This window comes from Companilactobacillus zhachilii (assembly GCF_003606365.2).
GTDB classification, from domain to species: domain Bacteria; phylum Bacillota; class Bacilli; order Lactobacillales; family Lactobacillaceae; genus Companilactobacillus; species Companilactobacillus zhachilii.
Genome location: NZ_CP031933.2, coordinates 1,550,842 through 1,575,215, shown reverse-complemented (window position 1 = coordinate 1,575,215; position 24,374 = coordinate 1,550,842). Strand labels below are relative to the sequence as shown.

Sequence of the window (24,374 nt, the reverse complement as noted above, 5' to 3'; positions counted from 1 at the left end):
CCTAAAATCAGATTGCTGGAGCCATTTTTTAGCAAAAAAAGCTATTTAGTTTCGTATATTTAATTTCATCTTTAAAACAGGGAATGGTTTTCCTTGATCGTCAGTTTCATGTCTTTGGTAAGCAACAAAGCCAATATGTTCATAGAACCCAACTGCTTGGGGATTTTGCTCATTAACAGTTAACCTGTCAGCTTGATAGTTTTTGATGCCAAATTGAATTAATCGCTTACCTACACCTTGACCACGATATTTTTGATCAATAAAAAGCATGGCAATCTCTGAACCGTCGATACCCATGAAACCGATTGGTAGTTGTTGTTCGTTAACGGCAATAATTAAATTTGGAATTTGTGTCAGAATATCAGGCATGGAGTTTTTGAAATATTGAATGTCAGTTTCGGTTAAGAAAGAGTGGGTATTGCGTACAGCATTTTCCCAAACAACAGTTAATTGCTTGATTAGTTGTGGGGTACGTTTAGTTACAGGAATTATTTTCAAGATTTTTCTCCTTTGGTTTAGATTGGACATTTTTATATCAGATTAAAATAGGTCTTGAATCAATCAACCATTAACTTACAAAGTAATCATACTATATTCTTTTTAAAAACGCGTAGTGCCAGTTAATTTTTGTTAGGGATTTAAAATTATTTTTGAAATCAGAATATATTCTTTATCCAATGATTTTAGCCTTCAGAGACATAATAATGCATAGAATCATTCACTATTGATTCGAAATCAAAGAATGAACTAGCCGGAAAGAGGAAAAATTTTGGACGCTGTGCAGGTGGCGTTAACACTTTAGTGTTTACACCACGGGACGACTTTTGAAATTCGCGGTTTTTGCGAGGTTCAAAAGCGAGCCGAAAGGCCTCGGCTTTCGGCGGTCCCCATAGCGACCAAAATTTTTTCCTCTTGGAGGCGGCATATTTAAGAAACACCACACGTTTTTAAAAATAAGTTTGAATTAGATTTTTTATTGCTGTATGCTATTTGTCCAATATAAATAGGGGGGAAGATAGTTGAGTGAATTTATTGAAGCTATAGGTGCAAAAAATAATAATTTGCAAGACGTTTCAGTCAAAATACCCAAGCATCAAATTACAGTTTTTACAGGATTGTCTGGTTCGGGCAAATCTTCTTTGGTATTTGATACGATAGCTGCTGAGTCACAACGGTTGTTGAATGAAACTTATTCAGCTTTTGTACAACAGATGTTGCCTAAGTATGAAGCTCCGCAAGTTGAAGCAATTAACAATTTACCAGTTTCCATTGTCATCGATCAAAAGAAAATCGGTGGGAATGCGCGCTCCACGGTTGGAACGATTACAGAAATTTATACCGGCTTACGTTTGCTTTACTCTCGAATTGCCAAACCATTTGTCGGTTATTCAATGGTATATTCATTTAACAATCCAACGGGTATGTGTCCAACTTGTCAGGGCCTAGGCGTTACGAAGCAAGCAGATATTCATAAGTTACTTGATTTTGATAAGTCACTTAACGAAGGTGCGATTCAATTTCCAACCTTTCAGCCTGGTGGTTTTCGCTGGCTAAGATATACCGAAACAGGTAATTTTGATAATGACAAAAAGATTCGTGATTACTCTGAAGTAGAGTTAAAAAGATTATTGTTTGATAAAGGAAGTCAGCCGGATAATCCCACATCGAAGTGGCCCAAAACGTCTAAATATGTGGGAGTTGTCGAGCGTATTAAAACGACAATCATGGAAAAAGGTGGTTTACACTATCAAAAGGCTTTAAATGAAGTTTTCAACGAACAAACTTGTCCTGATTGCCATGGAACCAGAGTAAATGAAATGATTCGCTCAGCCAAGATCAATGGTCGATCAATTGCTGATTGTAGTGAGATGGCGATTGACGATTTAATTGAATTTTTAAAGCAGATACACGGTAATCAAGAGATTGATTTAGTTTTGAAAAATCTTCTGACGAGATTGAATAGTTTAAAAGTTGTTGGATTAGATTATTTAACGTTAAGTCGTTCAACTACTTCACTTTCTGGTGGTGAGTCTCAACGAATTAAAATGACCAAACATTTGAACAGTGCCCTGAGCGATGTTTGCTATATTTTTGATGAGCCAAGTGTGGGGTTACATCCGCAAGATTTGCTAGGAATTAATAAAATATTTACGAAGTTACGTGATCAGGGCAATACTGTATTATTGATAGATCACGACCCCGATGTTATTAAAATTGCAGATAATGTTATCGAGATGGGGCCCGGAGCAGGGAAAAAAGGTGGGCAAATTACTTTTGAAGGAACTTATCAAGCCTTGCTAAGTTCTCAGACGGTGACTGGGCAGGCCTTGTGCCAGAAACAGCATTTGAATACTAAAAAATCAGATTTTCAACAATTTTATCAATTACAGCATGCTCATAAATATAATGTTCAAGACGCTTCCATCAAAATACCTAAGAATGCTTTAACGGTGGTAACAGGTGTCGCTGGATCAGGTAAGAGTACGTTGGTTCGAGAGTTATTTACTAAAAAATATCAACAGGCAGTGACATTTGATCAGAGTGCTATTAAAGGAAGCAATCGGTCTAATATTTTAACTTATTTGGGTGTTTTTGATGATATTAGAAAACAGTTTGCTAAAGTATCACAACGACCAGCTTCACTATTTAGTTTTAATGGTCAAGGAGGGTGTCCTGAATGTCATGGAAAAGGATATATTAAATTTGATTTGGCATATATGGGAGACGTTAAACAAACTTGCGAAAAATGTCACGGCAAACGTTATAGCGATGAGGCATTGAAAGTTAAGTATCATGGGTTAAATATTTTTGAAACTTTACAACTGACAGCCAGCGATGGATTAGGTTTGTTTTCCAAACGAATTGATTTTGTTTTGCAAAATTTGTTAGATGCCAATCTAGGTTACTTGAACTTAGGACAAAGTTTAGATACCTTGTCAGGTGGTGAGCTGCAAAGGTTAAAGATTGCCAAAAGTTTAGGTGAGGCCAAACAGAGTGATTTATTGATTTTGGATGAGCCAAGTACGGGGCTACATGAGTCCGATATTAAGCAATTATTGAAGTTAATGGAGAGTCTACTGGCGGCTGGTAAAACACTGATTGTTTTGGAACATAACTTATCAATTATTTCACAGGCTCAATGGATCATTGATTTGGGACCACGTGGTGGACGTTACGGCGGACAAATACTTTTCCAAGGATATCCAGTTGATTTAATAAAGAATCAGACTTCATTTACAGCGCAACATTTACGCAGTTTTTGCTTGTCAACAAACCACTAGTTGCGTAATACTTAATAGTAGAGATGTTGTAAGAGGTGATAACACAAATGAATAATGAAATTAAATATATCATGGATGAACTTGGGGTTATCTATGGATTTTATCAAGATAAGTTTAGTTTGAAACGAATTAAAAGTTATATTTTGAGTATGCCTGAAGGTAAGAAAATTGTGAATGTTTCTGCCGGAAAGGTGCCAATGTATGATCATCAAGTTGATTTGCCAATTGCTGAATTTGATGACCACAGTGATTCTGTTGGTTTGTTGCAGGTTAACCATACGATGGTTAATAATAGATCAGCTGAAGATATTGCTGCTGATACGCAACGCGTTATTGAATTAGTCAATCGTTTGATTAAGATGATTTCTCCTAAATAAATATGCCGCCTCCAGGAAAAAAAAATGGTTCTTTCTCAAGGTTGGTTAGTTGCCGTCTCTGGGCGCAAGAAATGTTGGCGCTGTGGGGACCGACCTGAGCCAAGGTCTCAGGTCTCGATTTTGAACTTCGCAAAGTGCGCGAATTTCAAAACTCGTCCCGTGGTGTAATGGCTTTAGCCATTACACCACCTTCACTGCTGCCAACATTTGTTGCGCCCAGAGACTAATATATTTGTTATTTTTTTACATGTTGTAACTAACTAATTCGATGAATGGGTGCTATATTATTTGAAATTGAACATAATCAAAAGGCTATATATTTTTCTGGATGTGATACAAAGAAAAAGTATATAGCCTTTTTTATATTTGCTTCAATAACCAAATCTGAGGAAGGAACAAAAGAATTAGGTCGCTATGGGGACTTAATTCCTTTGTTCCTTCCGTCTAGTTTGCTCAAATAGCCAATAACCATTTACTCTTGTTTAATAAGTACGCTGTACAAAATATGACAAAGTTGTATTACGTTAGATTGAAGCGCAAGACAAAAGATAGACGAATTTATTTTTTTGTGGCTACCTTTTCGCTTTGCTTGTATAATTTGAGACAATTAGAGGTGAGTGGAATGGATGACAATGATTTTATCATGCGACAGTTAAAAGCCATTTCAGAAGGTTTTGGAATGATTTTGGGTAAAGGTAATGCTCCAAAGAGTGAAGTAATTTACCAACAACAACGGAATCAAAAGGGAAAGATATATACAGATATTGATGAACTGTTATTGCATCATAAATATGATGAGAGTATTCAATATGTGTATGGAAGAAAGTTTGAACTAGATCGTAATAGCTATTATCAACTAGGAATGTGGTTGGTTAAAAAGTTGAAGTCCATTCACGGAATCGATGTTGAAATGGTTCAGGAGTTTGAAAGAAATATGCAAAAGTATAAGTAATGTGTATTTATTGTCCCTAGAGACCACACTCACCAATTGTAATTGCCAAACATATTTATTACTCGCGGCCATAGTTGATTTTTCAACTATGGAATTGAAGTATTTTTTAAAGTCTAAAGATTCAGAACATACTCCATATCCTTTATTTCTAGTCATTGATGCCAAAATAATGCTTAAAGCTTTAATATTGATTCAAAAACAGACAATGAACTAGCCGGAAAGAGCAAGAAATTAGGACGCTGTGCAGGTGGCGTTAGCACTTTAGTGCTTACACCACGGGACGACTTTTGAAACTCGCGTACTTTGCGAGGTTCAAAATCGAGACAAAAGACCTTGGCTTTTGTCGGTCCCCATAGCTACCTAATTTTATTGCTCTTGGAGGCGGCATATTTAACTATCACTACACGTACTTATTATTTTCATATATAGACGAAAAAAATCCCCAGTCAACTGTAGAATGTTGACTGGGGATTTTTACATGTTTATTTATTTGAGAAGGATTTAATTTTGAATGTGTGAATATGCGGAATAGTTTAATTAGATAAGGTTGGCAATTTGCATAAGAATTGGCACAACGATAACGAATAGAACGGTTGATGTTGTTACCAAGTTAGTAGCATAGTCAACGTCACCATGTGATTGGTCAACTAGGATAGGCAAGACTGCCAAACCAGGAGCAGCTGATTGGATGATGAATGAATTTGATTCGATAGTTGGTAATGAACTACCCATCATTGAACCACCAATCAAGATAATACTGATCATGATAGCTGGAGCAACAACGAATCTACCTACTAAGGCAAGAATTGTATCACGGTCAAATCTGATTGATTTCAAACCGGCATCAGCTAAGATAATACCAATGTAGATAAGTGACATAGGTGTAACGATACCACCGACCATATCAAGAGTCTTATTGATCCATTCTGGTACGGGAATAGCAAGTAGTAAGAATACTAATGATACTAAGAAACCAACAAGTGGAGCAGGAAGTAATTTCTTCCAGTTGAAATCTTTTTTAGCACCTTTTTCAACAGTTGGATCATCACTTGAGATAAAGAAGATACCAATAGCCCAAGTTGAAATTGTGTTCATAACATAGTAGATAAGGAAGTAAGGTAAACTCTTAGTACCAAACAAAGCCATGTTTAAAGGTAAACCGATGAAGATTGTATTAGCATTAACGAACATGTTAATAAATGTACCACGACGACCTTTACGAATGCGGAAGATCTTTGTTAAGATCCACGCAACGATGTAACCAATTGTAAAACTGGCGAAGGTGAAAACTAAACCACCAGATAGACTTGCTAGTTTGTCTCGGTTCAAATATTTAAGAACTGAAACGAAGATTGAAGCTGGTAAAGCAATTTTCATAATGATGAAAGAAATGTTGCCCTTAAATTCATCACCTAGACGACCGGATCCTCTTAACCAGTAACCTAGAGCAATAACTAGAACGATTTCAGCAACACTTTCTAGTGAAGTAATAAATGCTTCCATGAATAAAATTCCCCTTTATTTGACAAATATGTTAATTAATATTTAGGTTCCCACTTGATGTCAGCAACAGCCTTCTTAGCATCTTTGGCATCAGTAAGTTTTTCGTCGATAGCTTGTTGAGCAACACCGACAGCAACTGTCATACTGAATTCATCTAATTTTGAAACAGGAGGTAGAACAGCAGCACCTGGTTGTGTAGGGTCAACGATACCACCTAATGAGTGAGCAGCTTTATTGATCATACCGTCTGATAGAACCTTAGCGTTAACAGCCATTGAACCAAGACCAAGACCTGGGTATACCAAAGCGTTGTTAGCTTGACCAATGTGATATGTAACACCATTGTATTCAACTGGTTCAACAGGAATACCAGTAGCGATAAGTGCCTTACCATCAGTCCACTTCAAAAGATCTTCAGCTTTAGCTTCTGCTAATTTTGTAGGATTTGATAGAGGGAAGATGATTGGACGTTCTGTGTGAGCAGCCATTTCCTTGATGATTGGTTCTGTGAAGGTACCAGGTTGTGTTGATGTACCAACTAAGATTGTTGGGTGAACTGCTTTAACAACAGCTTCCAAGTTTGTTAGTTCATCAGCATTGCTGAATTCACTACGTTGTCTTGTGAAAGGCTTTTGTTCTGGTGTAAGACCTTCAGTGTCATCGAACAATAGACCTTGCTTGTCAACTAGGTAGAAGTGTTTTCTAGCTTCGTCTTCTGAAAGACCTTCTTCAACCATGGCATCAAAGATACGTTTTGTAATACCAGCACCGGCTGTACCAGCACCAAATGATAGGTAAACTTGGTCAGTAAGTTTTTCTTTAGAAATGTTCAATGCACCAAGGATACCGGCAAGTGTAATGATACCTGTACCTTGAATATCATCGTTAAATGTTAAAATTTCATCTTTGTACTTGTTCAAGATATTAGCAGCATTGCTACGACCAAAGTCTTCAAAGTGTAAGTACATGTTAGGGAATAAATCTTCAGCAGTTTCAACGAACTTGTCAACAAAGTTGTAGTACTTGTCGCCTGTAACACGTTCGTGGTGGTTACCCATGTATAAGTCATCAGCAAGTAATTCTTTTCTGTTTGTACCAACATCAAGAACAACAGGTAGAACTGACTTAGGATCAACACCAGCAGCAGCTGTATAAACCATTAATTTACCAACAGAGATGTCAACACCTTGGACACCCCAGTCACCAATACCAAGAATACCTTCACCGTCAGTAACAACAATCAATTTGATGTCGCGACCTTCTGAAGCATTCTTTAATGTAGCTTTGATATCATCTTGATCATCAATTGATAAGTAAGCAGCATTTTGTGGGTCTAAGAATAAGTGACTATAGTTTTCAATTGTGTCCGCAATAGTTGGGTCATAAACAACAGGCATGAATTCGTTAACGTGTTGGCTGAATAATTTGTAGAACAAAGTAACATTTTCGTTAAATAGATCCATCAAGTACATTCTCTTAGCTAAGAATGTTTCTTTACTTGAATAGTTTTCGTAGGCTTGTTCTACTTGTTGGTCCAAAGTTTGAACAAATGGTGGAAGTAAACCTTCGATATGATTTTCTTTTCTTTCTTCTTTAGTAAAGGCAGTACCTTTGTTTAAGAAGTGATTATTTAATAAATCTAAACCAGTATATTTCATAAATTTAATGCCTCCTAATTAACTTTCATGTCGTACTATATACCCTTATAAAAAATATAGTCAAATGTGTTATTATTGATAAATAATATTTATAAGTGAAAATTATTGTGTTAAATATGCCGTCTGCGGAGTGAAAAAATAGTCAATAGCTGTGCGGACCGACTCGAGCCAAGGTCTCCACAGCAGCCAAAATTTCTTGCTCTTGCTGGCGGCATACTAACTATAGGTGGAAAAATGAATTTAAAAGATTATCAATATTTTAAAAAATTGTCAGAATTGAAGAATTTTTCAGATACGGCTAACTTTTTTGGAGTTAGTCAGCCAACGATTACCTATTCGTTAAAGCGTCTGGAGGACGGTTGCGGGTTATCATTAGTTAAGCGTAAAAGTTATGCTAATTCATTGTCGCTGACTTATGCTGGGGAACAACTTTTGATGCATATTAATCGAATCCTGCAAGAAAATGATTTGATCAGTGTTGATATGGAGCGCATTAAGCGTGAAAAAATTATGATGGGATGGCCACCAATTATTACTAATTATGTTATTCCTAAAGTTTTTGATGCGTTGCGGGATGAAAATTTGTTGTCAGCAATTGAACCTATATCTGATGGGTCAAAGGAATTATTAGATAAACTACGAAATGGTGAAATTGATTTATCATTCTTAGGAACGACGGTTTTGCCACAAGAAAATCATTTAGATTATCAATTGTTGAAGGAACACCATTTTAAATTCATTGCATCGACTGAGAAAGATATTTCTCATATCAAGACGATTGAACAATTATTTGAAGAGGATTTTATCTCATTAGATGAAAGATCAGTTCATAGTCAGGTATTGAGAAGATTGACGGAGCATTATAATGTCACGCCTAAAACGATGTTTCAGACGGATGACTATAAATTAATGCTTAATTTGGTCCAAGCTAATAAGGGAATTAGCTTTATCACGGAGACGGCTTTTCAAAATGTACCAGGAATTCAGGTAATTGATGTAGATATTCAGTTGCCGTCGTTTTACATTTTGTTTGTCTACCGTCATAATATGATTGGTAATGAGACATTAGGAAAATTGATGCACATTTTCAAGAGTGTATATAAAAAATAATAATAAAATATAAATAAAACGTGGTATACAGGTATAGTCCAATAACGTTACAATATAATTGCCAATTTAAATTGGTATGTAAATAGTGGTAACTGTATATAATAGGAAGTTATATCTCATCAATATAGTCGCTTTTATTATGCTTTTATTACATTATTATCACTTTTTTTAAATAAAATGGATGAACTTATGAGGGATAGGACATGGTTACAACCATCCATTTTGATGTCTGAAAGCCAGTTTGACTGGCTTTCTTTCTTTTTTTAACGCTATGTTTATAAAAATATGTCCAATTTGGATAAATTACTGAATTTAAATTTGATTGTGATATCATTGTTTGTGAAGAGGAAATCAATTCCTACGTTTCCTCTTTCTTGATAATTTCATGATTATAATAGTTGAATAACTATTGTCGATTAATGGTAGTTCCTCCCTGAGCTGCCATTTTTTTGAAAAACTGAAAATTTTAAAGATCGGTATTCTGTCACGAATGTCGGTCTATTTTTTTGCGCTGAGTTTAGGTTGAAACGGAAAATAGTTTATATTTTTCTTAATTTAAATCGTTGTGCTAGTACGCTACCCGCTAGAGTAGGTATGTTATTTTTATTACAAATATGCTTAAGTATTGGCGCTTTAGTCATTATTGACATAAAAGTAGTCAAGAATATAACGTGATACTTCAATTCACTAATGTTTGTTAATCACTGCTTATTCAAAATGGGAAATAAACTAACCGGAGGGAACCAGAAAATTAGGTCCCCACAGCAACCTAATTTTCTGGTTCCTGGAGGCGGCAACAGCCTATTTAATTTTTTTAAAACAATAACAATCTGTTAAAACTGTGTTACAGCAATTATGAGAGTAATTTTGTATGGTATAATTTTTATTAATAAGCGATTTAGGAGTTTTAAGTATGAATTACAATGAGAGTCAACAAAAAGAAATTGCACAATATGCTATCGAGCATGACAACAATTACAAGGCTACAGGTGAGAAATACGAAATTTCATATCAACAAGTGGCTGCTTGGGTAAGAAAGTACAAGAAATCAACAACCGCAACGAAAGTGTCAAAGACTCAAAAAAAGTCACAGAAATCTACAGCTACACAGGCTAGTACGTTAGATGTTTTAAATCGAAAAGATCCTGTTTTGGAAGCTCAATTAAGAGAAGTTAAAAAGAGATTGGGATTGATTTAAATGAAGAAGGTTATCTTTGTTTGTTTAGGAAATATTTGTCGTTCACCTATGGCAGAAATGATGATGAAACAGTTGGTCACAAAATCAGGATTAACTGGACAAATTCAGGTTGAATCCCGTTCAACCTCAACGTATGAAATTGGTAATTCTCCACATCCAGGGGCGATTCGGGAATTACAGAAAGAAAATATTACGATTGTCGATCATTCTGCTCAACAAATATCACAGGCAGATTTTCAAGAGGCTGATCTAATCATCGGTATGGATCATCAAAACATTATTGATCTAAAGAGAATGGCGCCATTAGGTATGCAAAGTAAAATTCGTTTAGCATATGAGATTATTGGAAAAGATGAAGAAGTACAGGATCCTTGGTATGATCACAAATTCAATCGGACTTACAGACAGCTATCTGAGCTGTTGCCATTGTGGTTAGATGAGTTGCGTAAAGCCTAAAGTTCAACTTCACATTCAGTGGTTAAGATAAGTGTCAAAAAGTTTATATGTGAAAAGTAGTAAATAAAAATAAGGAAGACTAGTAATCCGATTATGGATTGCTAGTCTTCTTTGCTTTGACGTAAGATATGGTATCTTTTTGTGATTTTTAGTGTCGAATGATTACCATCGAAGAAATTTTGATTAAGTATAAAGTGGTAACAAACTTTTTAAATTAATAATGTGAATTATAAGCAGAGAGGCCACTTTGTTCACGGGTAACAGCTTTAAATCAGCATTCACAATTAATTTTCACATTTTAACCAAAGAATTTTGCTTGGTATCAACTGGTTGGAAATAATTGTGAAAATAACTGATGAGAAATGTCAGATAATTAAAATAGCCATTAAAAATTAAAGAAGAATTGGCTTAAAATATATTTATTATTTATTGAAAATGTCTTCAAAGGTAAAGCGGTTATAGATATATCAGCCTTTTTAATACTGAGCAAGCTGGTCTTTAAATAATAATTTTCTTTAAAATACAACTTCAAATTTCACAAATAGTAAAATCCGAACTTATAAAGACCATTGCTGGATTAATATTTCCGACTTCATTTTGAGTGAAATTGTTTATAAAATTTTGGAAAACTATCTTTTTTCACAAATGATAATATTTAGAAATTGTTTGTGAAAGGGTGTTATTTTATGAAAACGATCAGACCAACGATTTTATTGGCCTGTCTGTGGTTATTATTTTCCAGTTGCTTTACAACAACAGTTAAAGCTGAAACGACTGGCGAAAATCCCATAACAAGTGCCGATCTAGAGACAATTGTTGAACAAGAAAACGATACTGAGACGACAATCAGTTATGTTTTAGAAGATAAGAAGAATTTAATTTTGAAGACGGATCAAGCAGCGGTTCTTAATATTTATGCTTTGAAAGAAGAATTAGGTGCCGAAAAGGTTGATCAAAAAAATGAATTGGAAACAGTCGTTACATTAGACGATCCCGATGCAATTGATTTTAAATTACATGTTGATAAGGAAAAACCATTCCTGTTGACGGTATTAGATGCAGACCAAGTAGAGATTTTTAAGTATCAGTTTAATGTCGAAAAAAAGGTTGCGCGCTCAGTGAATGATGATGCGGCTGAAGAGGCAACTTGGACGCACGCTGAAAAATTACGTGTTTCTAAAGGACCAATAATGGAACATAGTGATGGAGCCAAAACACAACCGATTTTTTATTTTGGTGATTATATTTATGCTGAAAAAGGAATCGTAAAAGTTACATCTACATGGGTTCAACGACGCAAATCACGTGAAAATAGTTTAACTTCACCGAACACTGGAATTATTTATTCAGAAGCAGGTGGTAATCTCGATGAAGGTTCCTCTGATCCTAAGAATCATATTTATACAAATCATTATGGTGATAATCAAAAGAAAGATTATGATGCTCCTTTACATGATGAGGAAGATTTACCATTTGGAACTCCGACAAGTTATACTTCAAATAATTTATTTAACTTTGTTGTTCATAGTAACAATTGGTTAAAGCCTGGTACGTCAGGCCCAAATAAGCTGGGAAAGGCTTATGCCATGGTTGGTGAACCAGCGCTGTATTATCGAACCAATCAAAAAACTGGTTTTGAAGAACAACGTTTGGTCTACAAACAACGAGCATTTTATTCTGATAAGAGAGGCAAAACAAATCCTGAAATAACGACTACTATTAAGATGTCGTTTACTAGAACGGGTCGAGTTATTACGGATATTTCCTTCAAGAATACGGGGAAAGTTTTGTTCAATAATTTTAGTGGCTTTTCTAATCATGACTTATCTCTAAATAAGGATGGCAAGGAGTTGCAAGATCAGCGTGGTCGGAAAATTGGTAATTATATTCCTATGCGTTCGTTAACAAATGATCGTGGAATGTATATTCAAGCACCAAATAATGAAGTGAGAACCAACTTTTACATGAATCATAATGATGGTCCAGGTGCTTGGGCAGCTCGCTCAGCTTCACGGTCTTACTTAGCTACCAAGGGATATATGTATAATCCGGGATTGTTAGGCTTGATTGGAGTTCAAAAGGAAACGTATTATCCGTGGAAAGTTGGGAAAGGTCAAAATAACTTTTTCTTTGATCACAAGACTAATTCGTATAAATTTCCTTATACACCATCAGGTAAGTTCAATGCCTTTAAGGATCAACGAGATCCTGGTGACAAAGGTAAGACGAGAGCTTTAGGAACTCGTTTAGGGACTGATAATGAAAATGATCCACAATGGGATGCAGGATTAACAATGCGTACAGCTCCAATCGACTTAAAAGTTGGGGAGACTAAACATTTACAGTATGGGACCAAGACCGATATTCCTGGCTCAAATTTTTGCCCAGTAGTTGAGTTTGATGGACTGAGTTACGAAGATTTTCCACAAGTTTTACCAGTTGGATCAAGAGAGTTAACCATGAAGGGACACTGGTATGACTTTGATAGTCAGAAAGTTAAAATCTATTATGCTTTAGATAGTGAGAAACCCGAAGAATTAAAGAAAAATATTTTACTGGATGGGGCTCAAAGTAAAGATGAAGCGGAAAATGGAACGTTCCACGATTTTACTAAAAAAATAAATATTTCAGAATTAGAAAAAGGTCTACATAAGGTACGTTTAATTGCAGAAGATGAAGATGGTAACCAATCAGTTTTACAGGAGCATAACTTCAAGTTAATTAAAAAAGCGGTTGCGAATAAAGGACCACAGATTGACGTTACTGCTCCGTTAGGAACTAAGCGTAAGCCTTATTTACCCGTAACAGATAAGTTTGATTTACATGGCTTTTGGTCAGATGGAAAGAACAAAATGGTGAAGTCATTGAGTTATACGATTGATGGTGGTGAAGAGAAAGCTTTTGAGTCTAATCTTCAAAATCCTAAATTAGGTCAATTAGTTGCTTGGCATATTCCTGATTTTGATATTAGTGAGTATAATGATTTTCAACAACATCGAATGGTATTAAAAATTACTGATGCCGAGGGTATGACTGATACCGATACTTTTTATTTTAAACATGTCGGTGGCGGAACACATTTAGTTGCTCCAGAAGAAATTGATTTTGGAAAAGTGACAGTTGCTACCAAATCTGATCAAGCCCAGAAACCCGATTTAAAGGGAAATAAAGTTTTACTAGAGGATTTTCGTAAAGAGGGGGCGACTCCATTAGGGGTTAAGTTAACCGTTCGGAAGTTCTATCTGCAAACTGATAATCCCAATGACGGCGATGACGAAGATGATGGGGATGACAGTAGTACAACGATTGACCCACAGACACGTTCGAAAGAGTCCTTAGTCCATGGTGTACTTTGGGATGGACAACCAGTCGCTTCAAAAAGTTTTATTGTAGGTAGAACTGAAGGGGCAAAGGACAGTCAGTGGCGTCAAACAACTGATTTGTCTAGTGAAATTGAGAAAAAGCTAAAAATTAATTTCTGGTCCAAGGAGTCAGGTGCAACACCGGGCAAGTACGTAAGTCGTTGGACATGGTCAACAGTTGATTCTGTTCAATAGATAACTTAGTTTCATATCATTAAAAAAAGGATTAGATACTTTATCTGGATATATATCCGGATAAAAAATATCTAATCCTTTTTGACATTCAATTTCATAACTAAATGTTTTAAAACTTCAAAATAGCTTTTAAGTTATAGTTTTCTAGTTTTTGTATTATAAAAAGCAACCAATACACAAGCCGGAAGGAACAAAAAAATTAGGTCGCTGTGAAGGTGGCGTTAGAGATTTAGCTCTTACACCACGGGACGAACTTTGAAACTCGCGGACTTTGCAAGGTTCAAAGTCGAGGCCTGAGACCTTGGCTCAGGCCGGTCCCCACAGCGACCTAATTTTCTTGTTCCTAGAGGCGAAAACCTTAGTCCAACTCCCTTTTGTTTTGAGTCCGAATAACATAAGCATCTAATAAAATACGACTAATAACTTGTAACGGTAGTCGTGACCGTACTTCATAATCAGGAAAATATGAAGTTTGTGACTTATAGCCTAACAAAATCATTTCGGAATATTTAGCGATGGAGCTGGTCTCGTTAGTAGTAATGGTGATGGTACTAACACCGTTATTGAAAGCATTCTTTGCGCCAGCCACTAACTCCTTTGTCTCACCATTTAAACTGATGATAATGACCAAAGCTTCTCTTCTTATCCGCTTGCTCATAGTCATGATGATATTAGGGTCAGAACTCATGACACAATTTTTATTTAACAGTTGTAACTTGACTAGCATTTCTTGAGCGATAAACTCTGAAAAGCCTCTGGCAAAAATATAAATATCATCGGATTCACGAATTTTTTGGACGGCATCTTCAATTGAACCAACGTTGAGCATACTAAGCGTGTTATCAACTTCATATTTATTTTTAAAAATGGCTTGTTTGATATCATGATCGACTTTTTCCAAATTTTGGTATTGTGAGTTGTTTTTGCCTTGAGTTATTAATTGTTGTCGAAAGTCGGTATAACCAGAATAGCCCATTTTCTTAGTTGTTCGAACGATGGTGGCCGTGGAAACGTTGGCATCCTCACTCAATTTAACAATCGATAAATTCGGAATATCGTTAAGGTTTTCTTGAATGTAATCCCATAAGTAGCGTTCAGAAGAGCTTAATTTTTTTGTCATTAAAAAATCATCCCATTTTGTAAAGTTTTTTCCGATATAATGGTCGTGTGGCACATTTATGAAAACATTTACATGATAACACAAGTTATTATAGATATAACGCAAAGGGTTAGTGAGTACGCTATATAAGAAATTAAAAAAGGAGTTAATTAAATGATTTATACTTGTACATTAAATCCGGCCATTGATCTATTTATTGAAACAGATCATTTGAAGCCGGAAGTGGTTAATCGAACAAATAGTTATGATATTCAACCAAATGGTAAGGGTGTCAATGTTTCTTTTATTATGAAGCATCTAGGTGTTAATAATACTGCTTGGGGAGTTGGCGGCGGTTTTACAAGTAACTTTATTGAAGAATCGTTACAAGCCAAAGGAGTACCGACTGATTTTACCCATATTGATGGTATTTCACGAATCAATGTCTTTACGCGCGTTGTCGATACTGATACCGAATATAAAGAAGTTAATAATGGGCCTGAGGTCAGTGCTGACAAGGTCAACGAATTTCTAAACAAAGTAGCGACTTTGACAAACGCAGATAAGTTAGTTGTTTCAGGGAGTTTCTCCAGAGGTATTCCGGCTGAAATCATTGTTAAAATTGCACAGTTGGCTGAAAAGCAAGGCTTTGATCTAGTAATAGATACAAGTTATCCTGAGGTCGTTGAGGCAATTAGCCACAAGCCATTTCTAATCAAACCAAATGACGAGGAACTCTTATCATGGTTTGACCAACCGAGAACTGACGATATACAAGTATTGATCAAGTATTCTCAAGAACTTTTGAAAAAGGGTGCTCAAAATATTTTGTTGTCGATTGGAGCCAAAGGAGCGCTGTTTGTAAATGAGAAACATGTCTTGTTTGGAAATGCGCCTAAAATTAAAGTGGTCAATACGGCTTGTTCAGGAGATACCATGTTAGGAACATTTTTGGCAGGAATGGAACAGAAGTTACCGTTAGAAACTAATCTCCAACGTAGTATAGCAGCAGCCAGTTCAACTGCGGCTAGTGCGGGATTGACTGATTTTAGTGATGTTGATGAAGTGATGAAACAAATTCAAGTAAAACAATTGGAGGGATAAGCTATGACCAAGTATAAAATTATTGCTGCAACCGGTTGTCCGACAGGGATTGCTCACACGTACATGGCACAAGAAGCTTTAGAACAAGCGGCTAAAAAGCGTGGCATTTCCATAAAAGTTGAAACACATGGACAATCTGGAGTCGAACATGCCTTTACGCAGTCAGAAATTGCTCAAGCTGATGGAGTTATTATCGCTGCCGATAAGGATGTTGACATTGATCGATTTGATGGCAAACGTCTGATCAATGTTTCGGTCACGAAAGGTATGAAAGAACCAGATGAGTTAATTGAAAAAATTTTGAATGACCAAAATGTCCCTGTTTATCATGCGGCAGGTGGTGCTAAGAGTAGTTCAGAAGAGGCTGAATTAACTGGTTCATTCTGGCATAAGATGTATGTTTACTTAATGAATGGTGTTTCACATATGTTGCCATTAGTTGTTGCTGGTGGTGTGTTAACGGCTGTATCGTTCTTTTGGGGCATCAATTCGGCTGATCCTAAAAGTGCTGAGTACAATGCGATTGCCGCTTTATTAAATACCATTGGTGGCTTTGCCATGAACTTGATGGTTCCAGTGCTCTGTGCTTATATTGCTGAAGCTATTGGTAAAAGGACCGGTCTAGTTATTGGTTTCGTGACAGGGATGATTGCCTATACTAACGGTACTGGTTTCTTAGGCGGAATCGTAGGTGGTTTCTTAGCCGGTTATGTAGCTGTTTTATTAGCGAAATTATTTAAGTCATTACCAAAATCTTTAGATGGATTGAAATCTATTTTTATTTTCCCTGTTTTAGGTGTTTTGATTGCCGGAACAATTATGTGGTATGTTTCAGTACCAATGAAAGATATCAATCAAGGCATGATGGCCTTTCTAAAGAGTATGGAAAATTCTAGCCCGATTTTACTAGGTTTGATTGTTGGTATTATGTGTGCTGCTGATATGGGTGGCCCTATTAATAAAGCTGCCTATTTGACTGGTACAGCTTTATTAGCTCAAGGTAACTATTTCTTCATGGCTGGTGTCTCGGCAGCTTGTATCGCACCACCATTGGCTACTGGATTTGCAGTCTTGTTTAATAAAAAAGCTTATACATCAAAGGAACGCAGTGCAGGATATGTCAACTTCTTGTTAGGTTCAACTCATATAACTGAAGGGGCAATTCCTTTCGCTGCTAAGAATCCTTTGCTAAATATCCCATCATTTATGATAGGTTCGGCGATTGCAGCCATTTTGTCATACGTTACTAAGATTTCTGTACCAGCACCACATGGTGGTTTCATCGTCTTACCACTAGTTAATAAGCCATTTTTATGGGTCCTTTGGATTGTCATTGGTGCGTTGGTATCAGGATTCTTACTTTCAATTATTGCTGGTCGTCAAAGTAAACATGATGCTGCCATGGTCGCAACACCTGTGGGTAATGTAAGTGTTACTAGTGAACCAGAGGTAGCTGAAACTAAGAGTAATGATTTAAGTGATATTATTAATGAAGATAATATTGCACTTGATGTTGATGTGAAATCAAGAGACGAGTTGTTACAATATTTAGCTAATTTTGCGAAGAAATTAGGCTATTCGACTGATGCGACTGCAGTTGATAAGAAGTATTTGGCACGTGAAGCTGAAAGTTCAACTGGTATGGAAAAGGGTATTGCTATTCCCCATGCTCAAGATAAGACAATTAATCGTTCGGCAATGTTAATAGCTAAGTTGAAACAACCAATTGAATGGAAAACCTTTGATGGTCAACCAGTCGATATTGTTATTTCTTTCTTAATACCAGATCAAGATGATGGCAGCAATCATCTGGAATACTTGTCGAGCACTTCGAAGCTATTGATGCATGATGAGTTTGTTGAATCACTAAAAAATGCTAAAACTAAAACTGAGATTTTAAAATTGTTTCAAGAATAAATGCCGCCTCCAAGAGCAAGAAAATTTTGGTCGCTATGGGGACCGACTGGAGCCAAGGTCTCCAGTCTCGATTTTGAACTTCGCAAAGAGCGCGAATTTCAAAAGTCGCCCCGTGGTGTAAGCGCTGAAGCGCCAACGCCACCTGCACAGCGACCAAAATTTCTTGCTCTTTCCGGCTAGTTCGTTCCTTACTTGAATCAATAGTGAATAATTTTAAGTATTATTATGTCAGTGATGACGAGGGTTATCGGATACGAAGTATATTTTAAAAGTAATTCTGAATCTGTAGTTAAAAAATCAACTAGTACCACGCGTATTTGTAAGAATGGATAAGTTGGTTTGTTTCTGAAGTCGACGAATCAGCGTTTAAGCAATAGGTCTTTAACTTTTAATTTTTAAGTGTTAACCTAATCATATAGGGCATAGCCCCTATGTGGACTTCGAGTCCGTGGTATGCAAGTCATACCTTGAGACCTTATCTCTTAGAGATTAGGTCTTTTTTTATTCATGTGAAAGCACTTACGGAAGAAAAATAGTATTATATAAGTAAGGCGTTGTGCTAGCAAAAAATTATTTTTGGTTTTAGAAAAAGAGATTATATGAATTAGTGCAACATGTTAAGCATGAAGAGAAGGGAGGTTGATTTTATGTCATTTTGGCAAAAGATTGGTGACTTTCTTAGTCCAAGTGGTGGATCCCAGTCAATTAAAACAAATGATCAGAATGTAACAGGCCCACAAAAAGATCCGATGAGTGATTTTTCACAGGTTTTAAAGGTTGAAAATATTGCCGTTGATGTAGAGGTCAAATCCCGAGAGGAATTATTAAAATATTTATCCAAATTTGCTCAAACGATTGACAATGGTATTGACGCCGAGGCTATTTATGGCAAGTATCTGGTGCGAGAAAATGATGCTGCGACTGACTTAGGTGACCAGATTGCTGTTCCTCATGCGCAGGATAAATCAGTGGAACAGTTGATGATGTTGATTGTTAAATTAAAACAGCCGATTATTTGGGATAAGGATAAACAAGTTCAAATTGTTTTGTCGTTGGTTATTCCTGATCCGGAGAAAAATTATCAACATGTACCATACTTATCAAGTATCGCCCGATTGTTATTAAAAAAGGGTTTTCTCCATGCGCTGAATCGATCTAGAACGTCTGAAGAAGTTTTTAAATTATTTGTTAAATAAATTTTCCTGCGATATCGTACATAGAGTAATTCTGATAATGTTATACTTATTGTTATGAAACTGAACAAGAACATTGGAGGGGTTATTTGCAGAGTCAATTAAGTGTTCTTACAGTAGTAATTAGATTGTTGTTATCAGTTCTTTTTGCCGGTGTTATCGGAATTGATCGAGCTTATAAACACCGACCAGCTGGATTGAGAACACATGTCCTAGTTTGTTTAGGTGCCTGTATTATTGCAATGATTCAACAAAATATTGGATTTAATGCTTTAGATATTGCTAGACAGTATCCACCATTAAAGGGCGTTGTTCGAGCAGATGATGCCCGTTTGATTGCACAAGTTGTTAGTGGAATCGGATTTTTAGGTGCAGGAACGATTATTGTGGAGCATCATTCCATTCGTGGTTTAACGACGGCTGCCAGCTTATGGGTCGTTGCTTGTATCGGCTTAGCTGTCGGTATGGGTGACTACATTATTGCTATCGCAGGATTTTTGGTGGTGTATGCAGTGTTAGGATTTTTGAAGAAAATTATTCGTATCAGTCCGGTGCGGAAATTAAAAATTGAATATCTGCATAAGGTTGATACAAAGAAGTTTATTGATGACTACTTTAAAGAGAATGATATTACCGTTGAGGGAGTTCGTTTCAGCGTGACACGACGTAATGATGAGAAAGTTTACACCAATGTCTATTCAATTGACTTTGGCAAAAGTTTAGATTACGTTGATATTGTTGAAGGATTGTCAATGAATGATAATATTATTAAAGTGGAAACAATTAATGTTTAAAAAAATATTCCTAAATTAACGTTTAGGAGTATTTTTTATTGGTTATTTGATATGGGAATATTTAAATAATTAAGTGGTCTAAACAGATTGTAATTAGTTTAGACCTTTGGTATCTTTGGAATATTGGGGGAATTAAATGATAAGAAATTTACCGACCAGATTCTTGATCGTGTTTTTATGTACGCTTATTTTGGCAACAGTATACTTGGTTCTTCCGAAGGGGAAAATTGCTGGAAGTATTCAGGAAACAAAAATTAGTCTAATGGATAAGTCCAAGCAAAAAACAGTTTCCGAATTTGATAAAGAACGTAAGCAATATGCCTATGTGTCATTTGATAATTTGTACTCAAATACAAGCTTGTATTATGGTACGAAGATTTATCAACGCGGACATATTAAAGATTTAGATATGGAACATAAATACTTATTAGTTGCATTGGATGGGAACGATGCTTCGAGAACGATTAAGTTGAAATACAACCTATCAAATTTTGAAAAAGGTAATGCAAGTGTCCAAGAGAACGATCCAATCAAGTTTTATGGACGAGTTTTGGCAACCGACAGTTACCTCAATGACAAGGGTAGGGATGTTAATCTACCGGTTATTGCAGCCGACTTTATTCAAACTAAAGTTAACTTTAGTGGTGACTATGGAACGGTTTGATACAACAGTATTTATTTTGAAAAATTGATTCGATTTATGTTAAAAATAATTACCATAATAGAAAAGCCTCGATTCTGATTTATTGCTATAATTTTCCTGCTCTAGAGGGAGGGAATTATTTTGAATAAGTCAAGAGTTGAGGCTTTTACTGATGCTATTATTGCAATTGTTTTAACTATTATGATTTTAGAGTTTAAGACACCGGAGTCTGCTAAATTGTCTGCGATTATTTCACAGATACCATATATGATTTCGTATGCGGTCGGTTGGTTATTTATCGGGATTGCTTGGTACAATCATCATTATATGTTTAGTAAGGCAAAGGTTATTACAAGGAAAGTTTTCTGGACAAATAACTTTTGGATGTTTACGACGTCATTTATTCCGGTAGCCACTGCTTGGGTAGGACGTGATTTGAATGCTCAAGGTCCAGAAATATTTTATACAATCGTGTATGCCTTATGGTCATTTGCTTATGTAATCTTAACCTATACGATTGCTAGAGAAAATGAGTTGGCGGGTTATCCTAAAGTGGCAAAGAGTATTCGTGATATGAAAATTTATCGTGCCTTAACTAGTTGGAAATTCATGGGTGCGGAAATAATTGTTTGGACGCTAGTCTTAATTTACATGCCAGCACTACAGATGTTGTTAGTTTCTTTTCAAGTTTTAGCAGTTGGTGGCAATGTTAATTCTGACAGTGATAAACTTTTTTAACCAGACAAAAAAGACCTAAGACAAACGTCCTAGGTCTTTTCCTTTATCAAAAGGGTTCTTGTTAAAGAAATAGTAAAAATAAATGGCATTCCTTCACTTACTAGAAGTGACATTAAACAAGAGAAGTTTATTTTTTATCTTTAAGATTCTTTTGATCTTTCGAAGATTTCTTATCTGCAGAATCTACGCGTTTTACGTTTTCTTTTACATCATCGGGAAGAGAGGCAAACTTATCAAATAAACTGCCAAAATCACTTTCACGTTTCACTGTTAGGCCCATCGGTATCAGCCCCTTTCAAGTTTCTTTATAATTAACTATATTATAAGACCTTCAAGAATAAATAACAATTATTTGTCTTGCTTTTTTTGTGGGGGTAGTTAAATATGCCGCCTCCAAGAGCAAGAAAATTTTGGTCGCTATGGGGACCGACTGGAGCGCAAGGTCTCCAGTCTCGATTTTGAACCTCGCACAAACCGCGAGTTTCAAAAATCGTCCCGTGGTGTAGACGCTAAAGCGCCAACGCCACCTGCACAGCGACCAAAATTTCTTGCTCTTTCCGGCTAGTTTATTGTTAGTTTTTGAATTAATAATGAATAATTTTAGTATTATTATGCTATTTATGACTAGAGTCATGAGAATTGGAGTATGTTTCAATTTTTAAGATAATTTGAAATCTATAGTAAAAAAATTAACTGGCACCTATCGGGAATACTTTAGTATGCTATCTCACAGCAACTTAAGTTTTTTACTTCTTCGAGTTAGTACGTTCGCTACTTTGTAAGATATCCAGAAAAATTGAATGGATTAGACAAAATGTTAGAACAGAGGCTTGTGTGAGAGGAAAATTATTATAAAAATTGTATAATAGAACATATGGTTGCATTTTTGTTGACAATTAAATTGTTTAAATTAATATTACAAGAGGTTGAAGTTTTCTAAAAACGCGTTGAGGAGGGATATTGTTGGCAACTGAATATTTGGAACATAAATTAAGTCTTCTACCACCACGTCCAGGTTGCTATCTGATGAAGGATATTAATTCGAAGATTATCTACGTTGGTAAGGCTAAGAATTTGAAAAATCGGGTACGTTCGTATTTCAAAAGTTCGCATGAGGGAAAGACGGCTCGGTTAGTTTCTGAAATTCGTGATTTTGAAACAATTATCACTTCTAATGATAAGGAAGCTTTTTTGCTCGAAATTACGTTGATCCAAAAGCACCAGCCATATTACAACATTAAGTTGAAGCGTGGTACGGGCTATCCATATATTAAGATTACTAACGAAAGTGATCCAAAGATGGAAATTACTGGTTTGATCAAAAAAGATGGGGCCTACTATTTTGGACCTTATCCCAATGTTTGGGCTGCATCTAATACGTTGAACTTTTTGCAAAAGGTTTATCCTTTGCGTCGATGTCAAGGTCATTTGGGTCGTCCTTGTTTGTACTATCATATGGGGCAGTGTTTGGGTGCGTGCTTTCAAACGGTTCCTAAGGAGAAATATGATGCTCAAATTGAAAAAATCAAGAAGTTTTTAGGCGGAAATGTTGGTGAAATAAAGCGCCAATTGGAAAACCGGATGGAAAAAGCTTCTGATAAGATGGAATTTGAACGTGCCGCTGAATTGCGAGATCAAATTAAATATATTGAAACAACGGTTGAAAAACAAAAGATTATTTCAAATGACAGTACACCGCGTGATATTTTTAATTATTACGTTGAAAAGGGTTGGATATCAATACAGATCTTCTTTATTCGTCAAGCACGTTTGATGAAACGGGAAAAGAAAGTTTTCGCATGTATCAATACTCCTGAGGAAGAGTTATCGACCTTTATCTTACAATTTTACAATCGTCGCAACCAAGTCTTGCCAAAGGAAATTTTAGTACCCGACAATTTGGATAAAGATACATTATCACAAGTATTGAATATCCCATTTAGAACGCCGCAACGTGGTCAAAAGCGAGATCTAATGGATATGGCGGCTGAAAATTCTAAGTTGGTTCTACAAGAAAAGTTCCGTTTGATGGAATTAGATAATCGCCAGACTTATGGTGCCCAACAACAAATTTTTGAGGCGCTCAACTTGCCTTATGGACATATTATTGAATCATTTGACCACTCGCATATTCAAGGAACGAATCCAGTTTCTGCGATGGTTATGTTTAAGGATGGTCGTCCTGAAAAGAGTGGTTATCGAAAATACAAAATTAAAGGTGAAGTCGAACATCAATCAGGTGCGGATGAAGCTGCCAATACTAGAGAAGTGATTTATCGGCGATATTCAAGATTAATTAAGGAAAATGACTCTTTACCAGATTTAATCTTGATGGATGGTGGTATCATTGAATTACGTGCTGTTATGGATGTCTTGCAAAATGAATTAGGAATTAATATTCCAGTAGCTGGGATGGTCAAAGATGATCATCATAATACCTCGCATTTGATTTTTGGTGAGGATGGTCAAGATGTATCGTTGGATCGGAAGAGTCAGGGCTTTTATTTGTTACAGAGAATTCAAGATGAAGTTCACCGCTTTGCCATTACTTTCCAACGTAAAACTCGTAGCAAGAATGCCTTATCATCGCGTTTAGATAACATTCAAGGTGTTGGTCCTAAAACAAGAACGAAATTGTTAAAGAAATTTGGTTCGGTTAAGAAGATGAAAGAGGCCACAATTGATCAATTGACTGAATTGGGAATTCCTAAAACTACTGCACAGACAATAAAAATTACTTTAGCAAGTACCGATTTTCATAAAAAATATCATAAAGGATAATTGGGGGAAATTT

General features: G+C 35.9%; 20 protein-coding genes. 15 read left to right on the top strand and 5 right to left on the bottom strand.

The window, feature by feature from the left end; translation table 11 throughout:
- Positions 1–45 precede the first annotated feature (45 nt).
- Complete coding sequence (locus D1B17_RS07120; protein WP_237389318.1) at positions 46–498, bottom strand: GNAT family N-acetyltransferase; 453 nt, start codon at positions 496–498, stop codon at positions 46–48.
- Between the two features lie 521 nt (positions 499–1,019).
- On the opposite strand from D1B17_RS07120, the gene D1B17_RS07115 reads away from it, so the two are divergent.
- The 4 genes from D1B17_RS07115 (at position 1,020) to D1B17_RS12905 (ending at position 4,824) form a co-directional block, all read left to right on the top strand.
- Positions 1,020–3,281: an ATP-binding cassette domain-containing protein gene (locus D1B17_RS07115; RefSeq protein ID WP_120142350.1), complete on the top strand. Its 2,262-nt coding sequence runs from the start codon at positions 1,020–1,022 to the stop codon at positions 3,279–3,281.
- Between the two features lie 47 nt (positions 3,282–3,328).
- Positions 3,329–3,658 carry a hypothetical protein gene (locus D1B17_RS07110; RefSeq protein WP_120142351.1) on the top strand — a complete coding sequence of 110 codons (330 nt, stop codon included), beginning with the start codon at positions 3,329–3,331 and terminating at the stop codon, positions 3,656–3,658.
- Positions 3,659–4,280: 622 nt separating this feature from the next.
- A complete protein-coding gene (locus D1B17_RS07105) occupies positions 4,281–4,610 on the top strand; it encodes a hypothetical protein (protein WP_120142352.1) in 330 nt (109 codons plus the stop codon).
- Between the two features lie 88 nt (positions 4,611–4,698).
- On the top strand, positions 4,699–4,824 hold the full coding sequence (locus D1B17_RS12905) for a hypothetical protein (RefSeq protein ID WP_276606934.1): 126 nt from the start codon (positions 4,699–4,701) through the stop codon (positions 4,822–4,824).
- Between the two features lie 323 nt (positions 4,825–5,147).
- Here the strand turns inward: D1B17_RS12905 and D1B17_RS07100 are convergent, their stop codons facing one another.
- Both D1B17_RS07100 and D1B17_RS07095 read right to left on the bottom strand, forming a co-directional pair.
- Positions 5,148–6,113 (bottom strand): AEC family transporter, encoded by a 966-nt coding sequence (locus tag D1B17_RS07100; protein WP_120142353.1) that lies wholly within the window; start codon positions 6,111–6,113, stop codon positions 5,148–5,150.
- 35 nt (positions 6,114–6,148) lie between these two features.
- Positions 6,149–7,771 carry a malolactic enzyme gene (locus D1B17_RS07095; RefSeq protein WP_120142354.1) on the bottom strand — a complete coding sequence of 541 codons (1,623 nt, stop codon included), beginning with the start codon at positions 7,769–7,771 and terminating at the stop codon, positions 6,149–6,151.
- A 234-nt stretch (positions 7,772–8,005) separates the two neighbouring features.
- Between D1B17_RS07095 and D1B17_RS07090 the strand changes: the two genes are divergently transcribed.
- From D1B17_RS07090 to D1B17_RS07075, 4 genes are all read left to right on the top strand, one after another.
- Positions 8,006–8,881 (top strand): LysR family transcriptional regulator, encoded by an 876-nt coding sequence (locus D1B17_RS07090; RefSeq protein WP_120142355.1) that lies wholly within the window; start codon positions 8,006–8,008, stop codon positions 8,879–8,881.
- Between the two features lie 913 nt (positions 8,882–9,794).
- Entirely contained in the window at positions 9,795–10,079 is a 285-nt protein-coding gene (locus D1B17_RS07085) for a helix-turn-helix domain-containing protein (protein WP_120142356.1), read from the top strand.
- Positions 10,080–10,535 carry a low molecular weight protein-tyrosine-phosphatase gene (locus D1B17_RS07080; protein WP_120142357.1) on the top strand — a complete coding sequence of 152 codons (456 nt, stop codon included), beginning with the start codon at positions 10,080–10,082 and terminating at the stop codon, positions 10,533–10,535. It abuts the gene before it with no gap.
- Between the two features lie 686 nt (positions 10,536–11,221).
- Positions 11,222–14,092, top strand: coding sequence for a hypothetical protein (locus D1B17_RS07075; RefSeq protein ID WP_120142358.1), 2,871 nt, complete (start codon positions 11,222–11,224; stop codon positions 14,090–14,092).
- A gap of 358 nt (positions 14,093–14,450) precedes the next feature.
- Here D1B17_RS07075 and D1B17_RS07070 read toward each other — a convergent pair whose 3' ends face one another.
- Positions 14,451–15,212 (bottom strand): MurR/RpiR family transcriptional regulator, encoded by a 762-nt coding sequence (locus tag D1B17_RS07070; protein WP_120142359.1) that lies wholly within the window; start codon positions 15,210–15,212, stop codon positions 14,451–14,453.
- A 153-nt stretch (positions 15,213–15,365) separates the two neighbouring features.
- Here D1B17_RS07070 and pfkB point away from each other — a divergent pair, with 153 nt between their 5' ends.
- The 6 genes from pfkB (at position 15,366) to D1B17_RS07040 (ending at position 21,580) form a co-directional block, all read left to right on the top strand.
- Complete coding sequence (gene pfkB, locus D1B17_RS07065) at positions 15,366–16,295, top strand: 1-phosphofructokinase (RefSeq protein ID WP_120142360.1); 930 nt, start codon at positions 15,366–15,368, stop codon at positions 16,293–16,295.
- A 3-nt stretch (positions 16,296–16,298) separates the two neighbouring features.
- Complete coding sequence (locus D1B17_RS07060) at positions 16,299–18,212, top strand: fructose-specific PTS transporter subunit EIIC (RefSeq protein WP_120142361.1); 1,914 nt, start codon at positions 16,299–16,301, stop codon at positions 18,210–18,212.
- A 647-nt stretch (positions 18,213–18,859) separates the two neighbouring features.
- Positions 18,860–19,408 carry a PTS sugar transporter subunit IIA gene (locus D1B17_RS07055; protein WP_166806641.1) on the top strand — a complete coding sequence of 183 codons (549 nt, stop codon included), beginning with the start codon at positions 18,860–18,862 and terminating at the stop codon, positions 19,406–19,408.
- A gap of 86 nt (positions 19,409–19,494) precedes the next feature.
- Positions 19,495–20,199 (top strand): MgtC/SapB family protein, encoded by a 705-nt coding sequence (locus tag D1B17_RS07050; protein WP_120142364.1) that lies wholly within the window; start codon positions 19,495–19,497, stop codon positions 20,197–20,199.
- A 136-nt stretch (positions 20,200–20,335) separates the two neighbouring features.
- A complete protein-coding gene (locus D1B17_RS07045) occupies positions 20,336–20,863 on the top strand; it encodes a hypothetical protein (protein ID WP_120142365.1) in 528 nt (175 codons plus the stop codon).
- A 120-nt stretch (positions 20,864–20,983) separates the two neighbouring features.
- On the top strand, positions 20,984–21,580 hold the full coding sequence (locus D1B17_RS07040) for a TMEM175 family protein (RefSeq protein ID WP_120142366.1): 597 nt from the start codon (positions 20,984–20,986) through the stop codon (positions 21,578–21,580).
- 127 nt (positions 21,581–21,707) lie between these two features.
- Here D1B17_RS07040 and D1B17_RS12620 read toward each other — a convergent pair whose 3' ends face one another.
- A complete protein-coding gene (locus D1B17_RS12620) occupies positions 21,708–21,860 on the bottom strand; it encodes an SPJ_0845 family protein (RefSeq protein WP_272928348.1) in 153 nt (50 codons plus the stop codon).
- A 683-nt stretch (positions 21,861–22,543) separates the two neighbouring features.
- Here D1B17_RS12620 and uvrC point away from each other — a divergent pair.
- Positions 22,544–24,361 carry an excinuclease ABC subunit UvrC gene (gene uvrC, locus D1B17_RS07035; protein WP_120142367.1) on the top strand — a complete coding sequence of 606 codons (1,818 nt, stop codon included), beginning with the start codon at positions 22,544–22,546 and terminating at the stop codon, positions 24,359–24,361.
- Positions 24,362–24,374: the final 13 nt, after the last annotated feature.